This window comes from Shewanella sp. VK101, from assembly GCF_056497865.1.
On sequence record NZ_CM151402.1, the window covers coordinates 3,868,318 to 3,883,216 of the forward strand.

Genomic DNA, 14,899 nt, shown 5'->3' on the forward strand with positions numbered 1-14,899 from the left:
GTCACTGACTCCTGGAAAACAGACATGCCGATTGTCTGTGCCACCCCATGGCTCTGTGGGCCACCGGGGTCTTGAGAGGTGGGCACCAGGAGAGGATCCTGAGCCCCAAATTACGTCCGGCCACCAGCGGCCAGTAGTTGTTGGAAAAACCACGCACCAGAAACTCGATATTGTTGATGGTCTGGCGTCTGTCCTGCTCACGGGCAGCATGATAGGCATGCAGCACCTGGGCTGCGCCTGGGTCGCCACCTGCGGCCAATACCGGCTCCAGCGTCTCCAGCACAGTGACCAGATCCCTGAGCCCCAGATTGAAGCCCTGCCCGGCTATCGGGTGCAGAGTCTGGGCGGCATTGCCCAAATAAAGCGTACGGTGATAGATGGGCCTTGGCATGTAAGAGAGGCTCAGTGGGTAGCGGTGACGCTCCCCCACGGCCACAAAACGCCCGGCCCGATAACCGAAGGCCTGTTGCAGCTGCTGCAAAAACTCGGCCTGCGGCAAAGCTTGCACCCGCTCGGCCTCTTCATGAGGCAAGGCCCACACCAGAGAGAGCCGGGCCTGGCCGTCGCTGTCACTCATAGGCAGCAAAGCCAGCGGGCCGTGCTCGGTGAAGCGCTCCCAGGCCATGCCATTATGGGGCTTGTCGGTAGCAACATTGGCGATAACCGCGCTCTGACCAAACTCAAACTGCTGCAACGCCTGTTGCTGCTGGGCACGCACCGAGGAGTTAACCCCATCTGCCGCCAGCAATAAACGGCAGGAAAGCCGCTGACCATTACTGAGGGTCAAACTATGGCCCGCAGCCGAAGTTTGCAGCTTCTCGAGACGCGCCGGGCAATATAGCTGGATATCACTGTTGCCGATGGCGCCAAACAGCCGCTGGCCGACCCGCTCGAGTTCCACCACCTGGCCGAGGGAGTCCAGCGCAAACTGCCCGGCGTTGAGCTCTGTCATGCCGAAATGGCCGCGATCCGAGACATGAATATCGGTTATCGCCGTGCCTAGGTCTTCAAGCAAAGGCCAGATGCCGAGGCGCTTGAGCTCAAACACTGAGCCATTGGCTATGGCGATGGAGCGGGCATCGAAACCAGGATGTTGCTTGGCGGGATCGAAGGCCTCGATAACGGCTATTTTCAGCGGACGGGAGAGTTTCCTGGCCAGGTCGGCCAGCCCCAATGCCAAGGTGGCACCTGCCATGGCGCCGCCGACAATGGCGATATCCAGCTCAGTGCATTCCTGACTCACAGCTTGGGCGTCAACTTGCGGGTTCATCTTTCCTCTACTCAGGCACGCTCAATGGGTGCCGTCACAGAAATGACAGGGCGAACGGGCGCCCTGTCAATGCAGCGTATTATTGTCTGGTGTTTCGGCGTCGAGATCAGGCAACTCAGGGCCGAACTCTGAATAGCAGAGAATGGCGGCCATGCGAACAAACTCCAGCAGCTCAAGATATGCACTTTCGGATTCATCATCGTCGGCAACATCGAACTCTACCTGGGCAATTTCCGCCAGATCTTTGATCACTTCACGGACATCTTCCGATGCCTGATTCAAACCCGGTTGAATAATGGCGATGCCGGTGAGGAAGCTCTGGGTCCAGAGCGAGAGCGCCTCGACCCGCACCCTCAGAGGTTCTTCCTCTTCCGGCAGCAGCAGGGTGAAGCCAAAGTCAGGATCCTGCAGTCGATTGACTGTGTCACCAAAAAGTTCGGTTATCAGTTGTGTCAGTTCGTCGGGCAGGCGCTGGCCGTCGTTCATCAGCTCGAGCAGTGGCTGATACCAGGCCTGCTCCTGCTGTGACACGCCGCCACAAATCAGGCCCACCAAGGCGCCATGCACTTCAACCGGATGCTGACCTATGTCGGCGTTGTCGAGCGCACTGCGCAGGCTTTCGATACGTAATGAGGGTGGGGTTGCCATAAAGCTGTCCAAGTATTGAATTTACCCCGTCATGCTAGCAGAGTTAGGGAAGGCGACCAAGACTGGAATCTTACCCAAGCTGCGAGCCAGGTCGTGCATTTGGCAATGTATCCAGGCTTCGCCGGTTATCTACTGCCGGGATTTGTACCAAGCTGGTCAGGGAAACAGCAGCCAACGCAACAAAGCGGCGCTTGTCTTGCACTTTAACGCTGAGCTAGATATATTCCGCCACAGAGCCAAAGAAAAGGATCCCGTGCGGAAGATGAGTAACAGTGCCATAGATATCACCCTGTTGGGGCGCACCTACTCCATCGCCTGTCCCCCGGGTCAGGAACAGGCTCTGCAAGCGGTGGCGCAGAAATTGGAGCTGCAACTGGGCAAGATAAAGTCCCGCACCAACGCCATCAGCCGCGAGGAAATGGCTTTGATGGCCGCACTCAACATAGGCTATGAGCTCTATGAAGAGCAGCGGAAGAATCAAGATTATATGAGCCAAATGGATGACAGAATCCGTTTGCTGCAATCCACTCTTGAGCACGCATTGGTTGAGCGAAGCGCAAGAGAGGATTAAACTGAAATAGCACGAACCCTCACAGGTTCGACCCAGAATTTGCTCCCTGGGGTGTGCGACAGCTGGTAATGTCCCTGTGCCGATATTTTTAATCTCAGGGTGAATGTTTTACTGACATTGTGCATGCTCGGCGCGAACCGAGAAGCCTTAGGATGTAATCATTTACCCGCCTTGAACCTACGGTTCAAGGGCTACACCGGCATCGACATTCTGGGGAGCATCCTCATTTATGACTCACACAGACTCAAGCAGCCAAACCCGTGATGCGCGTTGCAAGACGCTCAGGCGAGCCATTCGCCATGCCCGCAGGGCCATTCCCGAAGCCGAGCAGCATGTTGCCGCCCTCAAGGGTTGTGAGCAGTTTCTAACCTTGCTCGATGAACTGAGCGCCCAGGGCAGAGCAATCAATACAGTCGCCCTCTACTTTAGCTGTGACGGCGAGCTGGACACGGCTCCCCTTATCGAAGCGCTATGGCAACGGGGAGTAACCACCTGTCTGCCGATCATTCATCCCTTTGCCCCGGGGCGTTTACTGTTTCTGCGCTATCAACTCTCCAGTCAACTGCACACCAACCGCTTTGGTATCCCCGAACCCAGGCTGGATATCCGTACTCTGGTGCCTTTGGCTGAGCTGGATCTCATCCTCACGCCATTGGTGGCCTTCGACGCCCAGGGCAACCGCATGGGCATGGGCGGCGGCTTCTACGACAGAACACTGGCCGCGGCGCAGCAAATCGCCCGAACTGTGCCATTACTGGCAGTCGGCTTTGCCCATACCCTGCAGTTGGTGGACTCCCTGCCCCTCGCCCCCTGGGATATCCCGCTGCCCTTTATCGTTACCCCGGACAAGCTGCATAGCTTCAACTCTCTGACGGCTGAATCTTGACCCGAAAAAGTGGTATAACATCAGCCTGAGAAGTCGCGGAGTAAGCAAGTATGGCACGTCAGTATCGCAGCCTTGATAGACCGGACAGTGCCCAGCGGGCCAAGGTTAAGCAGCAGATGCAGCGGGAAACCTATCAAAATATGCGCCGGCAACAGTCACAACCCAAGGCGCTGCTCGGTGCCTTGCTGGGCGCCATTCTTGCTGTGTGGCTGTTTCTATTTATGGCCAGCAGCAACAGCACTCTGGTTTGGCTGTATATGCTGCCGGCGGTGGCTGTGGGCCTGGGGGCCAGATGGCTGGGGAAGTGTTTCGAGTGGCAGCTTTTGCTGCCGGTTCCGCTGATTACGCTACTGCTTTATAGCCTGGCACTCTGGTTGTTACTGCGCTTTCATGCCTCGGATCTTCTGATAGTGCCGCTTTGCTGTGGTATCAGCCTTTACTGCGCCCGCCGTTCACTGACTTCCACGGAGCAAAGCGCCCTGTGGCAGGCCAAGCTGGATCAACATTGAGACCTGGCTCCAGGCTGTTATTGCTATTGCTGAAATATCTTGGTGAATTGGCGAATCCTCTTATGGCGTTGGCTTGAATCTCAGGGCAGGTTAACACCAGACATTAGGCCGGCTGGCACTCTGCCCTGGCGGCTTCTATGCTGAAAGCCATATAGGCAGCTCATTATCATGCCGCCGAGTCGGCCTTGTCGTTTTTGGAATTCCACTCAAAGGAGAGAACAAGCGATGAAAAAGTCCATCCTGATCCCGGGTTGTTTGTCACTGGTGTTTGCCGCATCACAACTGGCCGCCGAAGAAGTCAGTATCTCATTACTGTCGGCAGATGGCCCAAGCCCCATAGGCAGCATCAGTCTCAGTGATTCCGCCTACGGCCTGGTGTTAACCCCCAACCTCAAGCAACTCACGCCCGGTGTTCACGGCTTCCATGTGCATCAAAATGGCAGTTGTGACACCAGCAGTAAAGACGGTAAGACGGTATTGGGCGGCGCAGCCGGGGGGCACTTCGACCCTGATGGCAGCGGCAAGCATGGTTACCCCTGGACAAATGACAATCACAAGGGCGATCTGCCGGCGCTCTATGTCGATGCTGATGGCATGGCTTCCACACCTGTGCTGGCACCAAGGTTGAAACTGGCCGACGTCAAAGGTAAGGCACTGATGATCCACATGGGAGGCGATAACCATTCAGATCACCCGGCGCCACTGGGCGGCGGTGGCGCCCGCATGGCCTGTGGCGTGATTAACTGAGCCGCACCAAACACAAAAAACGCGGCTCTTGAGCCGCGTTTTTTAATTCAATTCAAGCCAATGTCTTTTTAGCTTTGATCTTTTGTTGGCTTGGCACGTTTAGTGGCTTTCGCCCTTGCCTCTCAAACGCTCCACCATACTCATCAAGGCCACCGCGATGGCACCGGCCACAATGCCAAACAGGGCGTTGAGCAAGGTAGGTGTCAGCGCTGCCAACACAGGGCCGGCCACAGCCAAAGAGCCTACCCAGTTGGCGGCATGGGTTATCTGCTCACTGACCCAATGCAGGCCATGGGTGAGAATGCCGCCACCTACCATAAACATGGCGGCGGTGCCCACTATGGTAAGCAGCTTCATCAGTTTGGGGGCTGCGCTGACCAGCATAAGCCCAATACGCCTGAGGTTGTGGGCCCAAAAACCCTCGCCTCTGCGCCTTGAGAGATACAGCCCGGCGTCATCCAGCTTAACGATACCAGCCACCAAGCCGTAGACCCCGATAGTCATTACCACTGCAATGATAGACAGAGTGGCCAACTGGGTCATAAAGGCTTTTTCCGCCACAATCCCCAAGGTGATGGCGATGATCTCTGCCGATAACACGAAGTCGGTACGTATCGCGCCTTTGACTTTCTGCGCTTCCCAGGCGCGAATATCCTCGACCTCTTTCATGGCGGCCTCGGCGGCGGCTTCATCGTCTGTTTCGGCAGAAGCCTTGCTGTGACTGGCCTTGTGCCAGAGTTTTTCAAAGCCTTCAAAGCAGAGAAACAAGCCACCGAACATCAACAGAGGTGTAACTGCCCAGGGAATAAAGGCGCTGATCAGCAGAGCTGCCGGCACCAAAATAAGTTTGTTGCGAAAAGAGCCCTTGGCAACGGCCCATACCACGGGCAGTTCCCGCTCAGCACTGATCCCTGTTACCTGCTGCGCATTCAGCGCCAGATCGTCCCCCAATACCCCGGCGGTTTTCTTGGCGGCAACCTTACTCATTACCGCCACATCATCCAGGATGGTGGCAATATCATCCAATAGAGTCAGTAGACTCGCTCCAGCCATTTAAATCTCCTTAAACCAGGTCAATTTTGCGCTCTAAATAGGTTCGGTATGCGACATATTCAAGCGGCACCTGTGCACTTTTTCAGCGCAGTACTGCCACATCAGCCTGGCCGTTCCCCCCCTGGTCGTATAGTAGCGCAGGGGCGCAGGCGGGCGCAGTAAAAAGTTCTTAACTTATGTTGCACTTCAAGAACTATTCTTCAGGACAAGATTGAGCGGCACTTTTCACTGCAACTCGGAGTATACTAGGGCAAGTTCAAGTAAATTTGTCAGAATCAACAGGATGGCATTATGACCCAAGATGAAATGAAGAAAGCGGCCGGTTGGGCAGCGCTGGAATATGTCGAGAAAGACAGCATAGTTGGCGTGGGCACCGGCTCTACCGTCAACCACTTTATCGATGCTCTGGCTACGATAAAGGCCGATATTGAAGGCGCGGTTTCCAGCTCTGAAGCCTCCACCGCCAAGCTCAAACAGTTGGGGATCCCTGTGTTTGATCTCAATTCGGTAGACAAGCTGTCTGTGTATGTCGATGGCGCCGATGAAATCAACGGCCACATGGACATGATCAAGGGTGGCGGCGCCGCACTGACCCGGGAAAAGATAGTTGCGGCCGTGGCCGACAAGTTTATCTGTATCGTTGATAATACCAAGCAAGTCGATGTGCTGGGCAACTTCCCGCTACCGGTGGAAGTGATCCCCATGGCCCGCTCCTACGTGGCCCGTGAGCTGGTGAAACTGGGTGGCGATCCTGTCTATCGTGAAGGTGTGGTAACAGATAACGGCAACGTCATTCTGGATGTCTACAACCTGAAGATACTGAACCCCAAAGAGCTGGAAGTGCAGATTAATGCCATAGTGGGCGTAGTGACCAATGGTCTGTTCGCCAACCGTGGCGCCGATGTGCTTCTGGTGGGCACCCCTGAAGGGGTTAAAACCATCAAGTAAGCCTTAATCTTAAATGCCAAAAGCCGCCAGCAGGCGGCTTTTTTGTGGAAAATTGAGCGGATTGCAGAGCAAGAGCATCGCAAGAACAGTCGGCTCAAGAGTAAAAAATGGCCAACCAGACGCTAGTTTGATCCTCGGCGGTCCAGCTGACTCTGTGGCGTACATGAGCGGGGATATTGAGCCAGTCCCCCGGGTTCAGGCTCACTTCTGAACCATCTTCATATTGCAGCCGGGCAGCGCCCTGCAGCAGCAATACCCATTCATTCTGCGCTTGATCGTACCATTGCCCTTCGGGTGTCACCTGACCGTGGGACAGAATGCGCTCAATTTTAAGATCCGGCGTGGCCAAAAGCGCGTCAAACTGCTCGGCATCAAGCTGCTTGGGTAAGTTGGCAAACAGATTGTTCATCTTGCTCTCCTGCGACATATGAGCCGTTACTCAGCCTATCCCTATCTTAAATAGACTCCCTGCTTGCACTTGGTTTTACTGCCAGTTTTACTGCTTGTTTTACAGGGGCTCCAGCTGCTCAACCAGCAACTGCAGGTTACTGTTGCCGCGAAACTCGTTCACATCCAGCTTATACAGCAGGCGCACATGATTGATGCTGGCATCAGGCCAGGTCTTGAGATCCACATTGAAGGCGATGGCATCAGCCATGATCCGACCGCACTCAGTCTCCAGCACCAGTTTAAGGTGTTTCTCTGCCACCAGTCTCTGCTGCAGAATTCTGAAATGGCCATCAAATAACGGCTCGGGGAAGGCCTGGCCCCAGGGACCGGCATCTCTGAGCAGCTGCGCCGTATCCAGGGTAAAACACTCAAGCGGCAATTCACCGTCGGAGAACAGCTCGCCATTGAGATCTTCCAGGGTCAGCAGCTCACGGACACAGGTGTCAAAGGCCTCGGCAAACTGCTCGAAGGCATCCTTACGCAAAGAGAGCCCGGCGGCCATGGCATGACCACCGAACTTGAGGATCATACCGGGATGACGGGCATTGATAAGCTCCAGCAAATCGCGCATATGCAGCCCCTTGATGGAGCGGGCCGAGCCCTTGATTTCAGTGTCGCTGGCTTCGGCAAAGGCGATTACCGGGCGGTGGAACCTGTCTTTGATCCGGGAAGCCAGAATACCTATCACCCCCTGATGCCAGTCCGGCTGATACAGGGCAATACCCCAGGGCTGTTCACTCTCTTTGAGCTGCAGCGCCTCCAGGCTCTTCATCGCTTCTTGCTGCATGCCGGTTTCCAGCTCACGGCGCTCGGCGTTGAGGCCATCAAGCTCGGCCGCAATCCTTCTTGCCTTGAGCATGTCATCACACAAGAGAGTTTCAACCCCAAGCGCCATTTCATCCAGCCTTCCGGCGGCGTTGAGTCTGGGGCCAACCGCAAAGCCGAAATCGGCGGCCACCAAACGCGCCGGATTGCGGCGGGCCACCTCCAGCAAGGCGGTGATCCCCGGGCGACAGGCGCCGTTTCGCACCCGCTTGATACCGGCATCCACCAAAATACGGTTGTTGGCATCGAGCGACACCACATCGGCCACTGTGCCCAGGGCCACCAAGTCCAGTAATACCCCCAGATTGGGCTCGGCCAGCGAGTGTTTGGCGAACCAGTGACGTTTTCTCAGCTCAGCCCGCAGCGCCAACATCAGATAGAAAGCCACCCCGACCCCGGCAATCGACTTGGAAGCAAAGCGGCAACCGGGTTGATTGGGGTTAATGATGGCATCTGCCTCGGGTAATTCATTGCCCGGCAAATGGTGATCTGTAATAACAACCGTCATCCCCAGCGCCTTGGCGGCCCTGACGCCTTCGATGGATGAGATACCGTTATCGACAGTGATCAGTAGCTCGGCGCCCTTGCTGTGCGCCACCGCCACTATTTCAGGGCTGAGGCCATAGCCATAATCGAAGCGATTGGGGATCAGATAATCACAGTTTTCCATTCCCATCATTCTGAGCGCCAACAGACACACACTGGTGGAGGTGGCACCATCGGCATCGAAATCACCCATGATCAGAATGCGGCGATTGGCGGCGATGGCATCGGCCACCAGCTCGGCACCTTGTTGCAAGCCCAGCATGGTATCCGGCCTGAGCAGACGATTGAGCACCAGTTCGCACTCGGGAGCCTGAACGCCGCGACTGGCGTAAATCTGTTTTAAGAGCGGATGCAGATTAGCGGGTAAATGGCTGTCGTCCACCCTGGGACGACGGACGATTTTGTGGATCACTATGGGCTATTCTTGAAAATGGCTTTGCCGGGCAAGATAACAAAAAGGCGAGTGGGTTGCTCGCCTTTTTGAGTGAGATTTTTCGATTGAGCGCTGCCGCTATTGAGATTAAAGGCTACGACTCTCAAGGTTGTTCAACAGATCTTTCGGTGGCTGATAACCCGGGATCAGGCTGCCATCTTCGAGGATCAACGCAGGAGTGCCATTGATACCAAAACTCATCCCCAGTTGATACTGCCCCGGGATATTGGCATCACACTTGGCCATCTTGATACTCTTGCCGGCCTTGGCGTCATCCATGGCCTTGTGAGGGTCTTTGGCACACCAAACTGCTTCCATCTCTTCGGCGTTGGGTGAAGGCACGCCCTGACGGGGATAGGCCAGATAGCGCACTGTTATCCCAAGGTCGTTGTATTCCTGCATCTGGTTATGGAGCTTACGGCAATAACCACAGGTGATATCGGTAAAGACAGTCACCACATGCTTTTCGTTCTTGGCCTTGTAGACCAGCATCTTGTCTTCGAAGGACTTGAGCATCTCGAGTCTTGGGCCAGCAAGCGCCGCCTCGGTGAGGTTTTTCATCCCTTGATTCAGATCATAGAGGTTGCCATGCAGCAGCTTGGAACCATCTTTACTGACATAGAGCACGCCGCGGTTGGTGATTGCCTGATACAGGCCTGGGATAGGTGAATCTGCCATAGAGATCACTTCAATACCCAAGGTGTCACTGAGCTTTTGCTTCAGCTGATCACCCGGTTCGGAAGCCGCAGAGGCAACACCGACAAAGGGTGTAACCGCCAGCGCCAGACACAGAGAGAATGCACGGGTTAACTTCATTGGAAATCCTATCTTATTTGGGCCTGATTGGTTTTTTTCGTCTCTCATCAGACCGGGCCAGAGGCTGAAAAGTTACAGGCTGTTGTCAGTGAAAGCAACTAATTGCGTGCCAGATCACCGAATTCAGCCTCTTGGATGATGCTGCTGATGCAGCGATTGCAACCTGGCATTGGCCACATGGGTATAAATTTGGGTGGTGGACAGCGAGCTGTGACCCAACAGTAACTGCACTACCCGCAAGTCAGCGCCATGGTTGAGCAAATGAGTGGCAAAGGCGTGTCTCAAAGTATGGGGCGACAGCTCGGTGCTGATACCGGCCCGCAACGCATAAAGCTTGATCCTGTGCCAGAAGGTTTGCCGGGTCATCATCTGGGCGCGCTTGGAGGGAAACACCACATCACTCTGTTTACCGCCGAGCAGCTCGGTGCGCGCCAGCTTGAGGAAAGACTCGATTTCGCTGACGGCCACCTCGCCCATGGGCACCAAGCGCTCCTTGCCGCCTTTACCCGTGATCCGTACCAGGCCCTGACGCAGACTCATCTGCTCCAGCGTCAACCCCACCAGTTCACTGACCCTGAGTCCGGTGGCGTATAACAGCTCAAGCATCGCCTTGTCTCTGGCTTCGACCGGGTCTTCCCGTATGGGCGCAGCCAGCAAGGCATCCACCTCGGCCTCGCTGAGACTACCGGGCAATTTGCGCTTGAGCTTGGTGGACGCAATACGCGCCATGGGATCTTCTGCTATCAGTTGCCGACGCAGCAAAAAACCATAAAAGCGCCGCAAGCTGCTCTTCAACCTGGCACTGCTGCTCTGGGCAACCCCTTTGTCGACACGAAAACCGAGATAATCCTGCACCGCTTCGCGCCCGGCAGAGTTGAGCGTCAGCCCTCTTCCCTGCAGGTACTGATCAAAATGGCGCAGATCATTGCGATAAGCCGCCAATGTGTTGTCGCTCAGGCCCTTACTGGACCAAAGGTCATCGAGAAAACCTTCAATCAAGGGGTCCTGGACATAAGCGGATGAAGAAGTCGCGGCCACAAACAATACTCCAATAAAAAACGGCGTCATCAAGGATAACGCCGTCTCGAAATGGACTCCAGCTACTCAGACAGCCTGTGCCGCCTTGGGGCTGACAAACAAACAGATAATCATCACTGTCAGGGTGGGTGGCAGCCAGGCCATGCCCTCTTCGTAGAGAGGCAACGCCGACATCACAGGGGCCAGGCTTTCAACCCCGGACACAAATGCCAGCAGCAAGCTGTTGGGCTCGGCCACTTGGGTCAGCGGCTTGAGTGAAGCCACTGTCACCTTAAGGGCATCAAAAATTCCGAAGAACAAGGCCACCGACAGCGCCAGTCTGTGGGCAAATTTCGGATTGCGGAAATAAGGCGTCAGGAAGGTCACCAACACCAAAGCGATAGCCACAGGGTAGATGGTCATCAGCACAGGAATACTGATAGCCAACAGCTGGGTCAGGCCTACGTTGGCCACCACGGCACAGATCACGCTGAACAGCACCACCAGAAAGCGATAAGTGGCGCCCGGGATCAACTCCTGGAAGAAGTCGGAGCAGGCACTCACCAGCCCCACAGCCGTGGTCAAACAGGCCAGAGTCACCACAGTGGACAACAGGATAATGCCCATATCACCGAATTCGTGAGTCACATAGTTGGTGAGGATTTGGCCACCGCTCTCGGCGCCCTTGGCCATATCACCTGCGGTTGCACCGAGGAAGAACAGCGACACATACACAAATGCCAGACCAGCGGCGGCTACCAGCGCAGCGCGCACCAGATAGCGGGTCTGCAAGCCAGGCTCAGACACGCCCTTGTTGCGCAAAATATCGATAATCAGCATACCGAACATCAAGGACGCCAGGGTATCCATGGTGTTGTAGCCTTCGATAATGCCTTTGGTCAGTGGGTGCTTGATATAGTCACCACTGGCGGCCGGTACTTCGCTGCCGGGCAGCAAGATAACGGACACTGCCAGCCCCATCAGCAGCAGAATCAGCACTGGGGTCAATACCTTGCCTATGCTATCCATCAGTTTGCCGGGAAACAGTGCCAGCAGCATGGTCACCAAAAAGAATCCCAGAGTGTAGAGCAACTGAGGCTTGTTCAGCTCAAGCCCGAGAATGTTCACTACCGATGCAGGGTCTTGAATAAAAGGCAGCGCGCCGATCTCATAGGCCACCAGACCGGTACGAGGCGCCGCGAAGGCTGGGCCAATAATGATATAGATAGCGACTGCCAGAGCGGTCGCGGCAAAGGCCGGCAACAGCTTCATCACCTTGCCCTGCGCCTTGGCCACAGCTATCAAACCGGCCAGCGGCAAACCCACGGCGGTAATCAAAAAGCCAATCATGGCCATTGGCATGTTTTCGCCGGCCAACTGCCCGGCAAAAGGAGGAAAAATCAGGTTGCCCGCCCCCAGGAAAAACGCAAAGGTCATGAATCCCAGGCCCAGGGTGTCACCAAGTGTCAATTGAGTCTTGTGCACTGTATGCCCCATCTTGTTATGTTTTTCTAATAAACTTAAGTGATTGCAACATTTTTAGCTATAGCTGAAATAATAGCCGTCGCGCTCGCCCTACTCGAGTGTAAAGCCTTTATTACAGATATCCGTGGTAAATTTGGCCTATTCTTGGCGAGTTTATGAACAAATGGCAGGGGGTTTTCGCTGCTTTGCTTATCCTAAAACTGTTTTACCTTGATCTAATTCGCAGAATGCCGCGAATTAAGGGGGAACACTAATACCAGACCCTCTTAAAGTGCGCAACAAGCCAACCAAACAGCAGCCTAAAAACACAACAGATGCAAAACTCAGGATGAGAAAAAGTTGTTCAAGGTCACACCCAGCCCCAATTGAGGCAACAGGCATAGCATTTTGCAAACATTTGTCGACTCCCCAACGCCCTTGCTGGTACGACCTTTAACACTTGTCCAGCATCACCAGCCTAAAGTTAGCAGCATCCCCTGCCAAAGTATGAACCAGACCGAAACAAAACGGCGCCAAAGCCTTGGCGAATGATGACTCTTTCGGGATAAAATCCCCGCCAAGCATTCTGCTTGGGAGGTTGAGCACTCAATGGCATTCAGTTTCAAGGCATTTCATATCGAAGATTACGGTTGCGGTATGCCGGTCAGTACAGATGGGGTGCTCTTGGGCGCTTGGGCGCCATTGACCGGGGCCAAGCGGGTGCTGGACATAGGGGCCGGCAGCGGCTTACTGAGTCTGATGGCGGCGCAGCGCAGTGAGGCAGAGGTACTGGCGGTTGAGCTCGACAGCAGCGCGGCCCATGCAAGCCGTGCCAACTTCAAGGCGTCGCCCTGGGCGAGCAGACTCGCTTTGTATCAAGGCTCAATTCAGGCCTATTGCGATGAGCATGCCTTGGCAGACTCGGCGCTGTTCGACCATATACTCTGCAACCCACCCTATTTCGAAACCGGCCCACGCTCGGATGACCCCAAACGAGCCACAGCGAGACACACAGAGCATCTGAGCTTTGACGAGCTGTGTGTGGCGATAAAGCAATTACTCAAGCCACAGGGGCAGGCGAGCCTTATTCTGCCGGTTCAGAGCCTGGACAGATTTGCGTGCGCCGCAATAAAGGCAGGCTTGCGACTGGCCGCGCGGGTCAGTGTCAGCAGCACGCCTCAAAAGCCCAGTAGCCGAGAGTTACTGCTGCTTGAACATGCCAAGGAAGGCGAAGCGGTTGCCGCGCCAAAAGCCCATTCCTCCCTCTACATAAGAGAAGCAGACGGCCGCTATTCGGAGGCCATGGCACAACTGACCCGGGATTTTTACCTGAAACTCTAAGCCGTTGCCTGTTGCAAGCGACTTATTCTCAGCTTCCCAAGCGACAAGCTGTGCACGGCAACCCAGACAAGGTATACTCCCGCGCATTATTGTTTGAGATGCTCCCCATGCTATTTGAAGATTTCGATCTGGACCACAGGCTTTTGGATTCACTGAAAGCCATGGGCCACAAGACCCCGACCAGTATTCAGCAATTGGCTCTGCCTTTGGCGCTGGAGCAACGGGATATTCTTGCCCATGCCCCAACCGGCACAGGTAAGACCGCCAGTTTCCTGCTGCCGGCACTGCAACATCTGATTGACTTCCCCCGCCGTCGTCCCGGCCAGGCCAGAGTACTGGTGTTGACCCCGACCCGCGAGCTGGCCAGTCAGGTTCACAGATATGCCTGCCATCTGGCGACCGGTCTTGGACTGGAGATTGGTATAATCACAGGCGGTGTCCCTTACGCCCCACAGGAAGAAACCCTGGCCGGTAACCTGGATATTCTGGTGGCTACCCCGGGCCGCCTACTCGAATATCTTGAGAAGCGCAAGTTTGAAGCCACCGAAGTGGAACTGCTTATCATAGATGAAGCCGACCGCATGCTGGATATGGGCTTCTCCCAGGTAGTGCAGACCATAGCCATAGAAGCGCAGGGACGTAAGCAGAACATGCTGTTCTCTGCCACGCTGGAAGGTGGCGGCGTGCGCCGTTTTGCCACTGAGTTGCTCAACGATCCTGTGTTGGTGGAGGCCGAACCGCCACGCAGCGAAAAAGCCAAGATCCATCAATGGATCCACCTGGCCGACAACAAGGAGCACAAGTTCGCTCTCTTGTGTCACCTGCTCAATCAGGAAGAAACCAAGCGCGCCATCGTCTTTTGCAAGACCCGCGAAGTGGTCAGCAGCCTCGAAGGTTTGTTGCTGCAGGCCGGGATCCCGGCCGCCTTTATGCGCGGCGATATGGAGCAGAAGAAGCGTTTCCAGGCTCTGGGTCGTTTCACCAAGGGGGAAGTCAAGGTGCTGTTGGCTACCGATGTCGCCGCCCGCGGCATAGATATCGAAGGCATCACCCATGTGATTAACTATGATATGCCCCGCTCTGCCGATGCCTATGTGCACAGAATAGGCCGCACCGGCCGCGCCGGCGCCAAGGGCACAGCCATCTCTCTGGTGGAAGCCCATGATATGCGGATCCTCAGCAAAGTTGAGCGCTATATCGAGCAGAAGCTGAAACGGCGAGTCATCGAAGAGTTGCGCCCCAAGCACAAAGAAGCCAAGGTACCGACCAAGAAAAAGGTCAAAGCCAAGGATGCCAGTGCCAAAAACAGCAAGAAAAAGAAGAAGAAAAAATAAGCTTCGACTTAATTTCTCGTTTAAAAAGGACCTTTGGGTCC

Annotated in this window: 15 protein-coding genes and 1 other RNA gene; 8 read left to right on the forward strand and 8 right to left on the reverse strand. The window is 55.2% G+C overall.

Annotation, left to right across the window (positions count from 1 at the left end; all coding sequences use genetic code 11):
* Nucleotide 1: 1 nt before the first annotated feature.
* Both ubiH and ACSHSR_RS17340 read right to left on the reverse strand, forming a co-directional pair.
* Nucleotides 2-1,270: a 2-octaprenyl-6-methoxyphenyl hydroxylase gene (gene ubiH / locus ACSHSR_RS17335; RefSeq protein ID WP_479630985.1), complete on the reverse strand. Its 1,269-nt coding sequence runs from the start codon at nucleotides 1,268-1,270 to the stop codon at nucleotides 2-4.
* A 66-nt stretch (nucleotides 1,271-1,336) separates the two neighbouring features.
* On the reverse strand, nucleotides 1,337-1,918 hold the full coding sequence (locus ACSHSR_RS17340) for a UPF0149 family protein (RefSeq protein WP_208161390.1): 582 nt from the start codon (nucleotides 1,916-1,918) through the stop codon (nucleotides 1,337-1,339).
* Nucleotides 1,919-2,180: 262 nt separating this feature from the next.
* On the opposite strand from ACSHSR_RS17340, the gene zapA reads away from it, so the two are divergent.
* From zapA to sodC, 5 genes are all read left to right on the forward strand, one after another.
* Nucleotides 2,181-2,489, forward strand: a complete 309-nt coding sequence (gene zapA / locus ACSHSR_RS17345; protein WP_025009004.1) for a cell division protein ZapA — start codon at nucleotides 2,181-2,183, stop codon at nucleotides 2,487-2,489.
* A gap of 40 nt (nucleotides 2,490-2,529) precedes the next feature.
* Nucleotides 2,530-2,710, forward strand: a non-coding RNA gene (gene ssrS, locus ACSHSR_RS17350) — 6S RNA.
* An 8-nt stretch (nucleotides 2,711-2,718) separates the two neighbouring features.
* The gene (locus ACSHSR_RS17355; RefSeq protein ID WP_479630986.1) at nucleotides 2,719-3,375 is read left to right on the forward strand and encodes a 5-formyltetrahydrofolate cyclo-ligase; all 657 of its coding nucleotides are present in this window, start codon (nucleotides 2,719-2,721) and stop codon (nucleotides 3,373-3,375) included.
* Nucleotides 3,376-3,425: 50 nt separating this feature from the next.
* Nucleotides 3,426-3,884, forward strand: coding sequence for a hypothetical protein (locus ACSHSR_RS17360; RefSeq protein ID WP_025009002.1), 459 nt, complete (start codon nucleotides 3,426-3,428; stop codon nucleotides 3,882-3,884).
* 225 nt (nucleotides 3,885-4,109) lie between these two features.
* Nucleotides 4,110-4,631, forward strand: coding sequence for a superoxide dismutase family protein (sodC, locus tag ACSHSR_RS17365; protein ID WP_025009001.1), 522 nt, complete (start codon nucleotides 4,110-4,112; stop codon nucleotides 4,629-4,631).
* Nucleotides 4,632-4,730: 99 nt separating this feature from the next.
* Here the strand turns inward: sodC and ACSHSR_RS17370 are convergent, their stop codons facing one another.
* Complete coding sequence (locus ACSHSR_RS17370; RefSeq protein WP_025889330.1) at nucleotides 4,731-5,684, reverse strand: DUF808 domain-containing protein; 954 nt, start codon at nucleotides 5,682-5,684, stop codon at nucleotides 4,731-4,733.
* Between the two features lie 291 nt (nucleotides 5,685-5,975).
* Here ACSHSR_RS17370 and rpiA point away from each other — a divergent pair, with 291 nt between their 5' ends.
* Nucleotides 5,976-6,632 (forward strand): ribose-5-phosphate isomerase RpiA, encoded by a 657-nt coding sequence (gene rpiA, locus ACSHSR_RS17375; protein WP_025008999.1) that lies wholly within the window; start codon nucleotides 5,976-5,978, stop codon nucleotides 6,630-6,632.
* 94 nt (nucleotides 6,633-6,726) lie between these two features.
* Here the strand turns inward: rpiA and ACSHSR_RS17380 are convergent, their stop codons facing one another.
* From ACSHSR_RS17380 to brnQ, 5 genes are all read right to left on the reverse strand, one after another.
* Nucleotides 6,727-7,041, reverse strand: a complete 315-nt coding sequence (locus tag ACSHSR_RS17380; RefSeq protein WP_479630987.1) for a cupin domain-containing protein — start codon at nucleotides 7,039-7,041, stop codon at nucleotides 6,727-6,729.
* Nucleotides 7,042-7,140: 99 nt separating this feature from the next.
* Nucleotides 7,141-8,865 carry a single-stranded-DNA-specific exonuclease RecJ gene (gene recJ / locus ACSHSR_RS17385; RefSeq protein WP_479630988.1) on the reverse strand — a complete coding sequence of 575 codons (1,725 nt, stop codon included), beginning with the start codon at nucleotides 8,863-8,865 and terminating at the stop codon, nucleotides 7,141-7,143.
* 108 nt (nucleotides 8,866-8,973) lie between these two features.
* Complete coding sequence (gene dsbC, locus ACSHSR_RS17390) at nucleotides 8,974-9,702, reverse strand: bifunctional protein-disulfide isomerase/oxidoreductase DsbC (RefSeq protein ID WP_028779388.1); 729 nt, start codon at nucleotides 9,700-9,702, stop codon at nucleotides 8,974-8,976.
* Nucleotides 9,703-9,825: 123 nt separating this feature from the next.
* The gene (gene xerD, locus ACSHSR_RS17395; protein ID WP_479631531.1) at nucleotides 9,826-10,770 is read right to left on the reverse strand and encodes a site-specific tyrosine recombinase XerD; all 945 of its coding nucleotides are present in this window, start codon (nucleotides 10,768-10,770) and stop codon (nucleotides 9,826-9,828) included.
* A gap of 36 nt (nucleotides 10,771-10,806) precedes the next feature.
* The gene (gene brnQ / locus ACSHSR_RS17400) at nucleotides 10,807-12,216 is read right to left on the reverse strand and encodes a branched-chain amino acid transport system II carrier protein (RefSeq protein ID WP_044735101.1); all 1,410 of its coding nucleotides are present in this window, start codon (nucleotides 12,214-12,216) and stop codon (nucleotides 10,807-10,809) included.
* 576 nt (nucleotides 12,217-12,792) lie between these two features.
* Between brnQ and ACSHSR_RS17405 the strand changes: the two genes are divergently transcribed.
* Nucleotides 12,793-13,524: a methyltransferase gene (locus tag ACSHSR_RS17405; protein WP_475626927.1), complete on the forward strand. Its 732-nt coding sequence runs from the start codon at nucleotides 12,793-12,795 to the stop codon at nucleotides 13,522-13,524.
* A 107-nt stretch (nucleotides 13,525-13,631) separates the two neighbouring features.
* On the forward strand, nucleotides 13,632-14,858 hold the full coding sequence (srmB, locus tag ACSHSR_RS17410) for an ATP-dependent RNA helicase SrmB (protein ID WP_025008996.1): 1,227 nt from the start codon (nucleotides 13,632-13,634) through the stop codon (nucleotides 14,856-14,858).
* Nucleotides 14,859-14,899 lie beyond the last annotated feature (41 nt).

Bases quoted from the DNA above. Each gene is read 5' to 3' on its own strand.
- ubiH (WP_479630985.1), bottom strand. From the start codon at position 1,270: ATGAACCCGCAAGTTGACGCCCAAGCTGTGAGTCAGGAATGCACTGAG.
- ACSHSR_RS17340 (WP_208161390.1), bottom strand. From the start codon at position 1,918: ATGGCAACCCCACCCTCATTACGTATCGAAAGCCTGCGCAGTGCGCTC.
- zapA (WP_025009004.1), top strand. From the start codon at position 2,181: ATGAGTAACAGTGCCATAGATATCACCCTGTTGGGGCGCACCTACTCC.
- ACSHSR_RS17355 (WP_479630986.1), top strand. From the start codon at position 2,719: ATGACTCACACAGACTCAAGCAGCCAAACCCGTGATGCGCGTTGCAAG.
- ACSHSR_RS17360 (WP_025009002.1), top strand. From the start codon at position 3,426: ATGGCACGTCAGTATCGCAGCCTTGATAGACCGGACAGTGCCCAGCGG.
- sodC (WP_025009001.1), top strand. From the start codon at position 4,110: ATGAAAAAGTCCATCCTGATCCCGGGTTGTTTGTCACTGGTGTTTGCC.
- ACSHSR_RS17370 (WP_025889330.1), bottom strand. From the start codon at position 5,684: ATGGCTGGAGCGAGTCTACTGACTCTATTGGATGATATTGCCACCATC.
- rpiA (WP_025008999.1), top strand. From the start codon at position 5,976: ATGACCCAAGATGAAATGAAGAAAGCGGCCGGTTGGGCAGCGCTGGAA.
- ACSHSR_RS17380 (WP_479630987.1), bottom strand. From the start codon at position 7,041: ATGAACAATCTGTTTGCCAACTTACCCAAGCAGCTTGATGCCGAGCAG.
- dsbC (WP_028779388.1), bottom strand. From the start codon at position 9,702: ATGAAGTTAACCCGTGCATTCTCTCTGTGTCTGGCGCTGGCGGTTACA.
- xerD (WP_479631531.1), bottom strand. From the start codon at position 10,770: ATGACGCCGTTTTTTATTGGAGTATTGTTTGTGGCCGCGACTTCTTCA.
- brnQ (WP_044735101.1), bottom strand. From the start codon at position 12,216: ATGGGGCATACAGTGCACAAGACTCAATTGACACTTGGTGACACCCTG.
- ACSHSR_RS17405 (WP_475626927.1), top strand. From the start codon at position 12,793: ATGGCATTCAGTTTCAAGGCATTTCATATCGAAGATTACGGTTGCGGT.
- srmB (WP_025008996.1), top strand. From the start codon at position 13,632: ATGCTATTTGAAGATTTCGATCTGGACCACAGGCTTTTGGATTCACTG.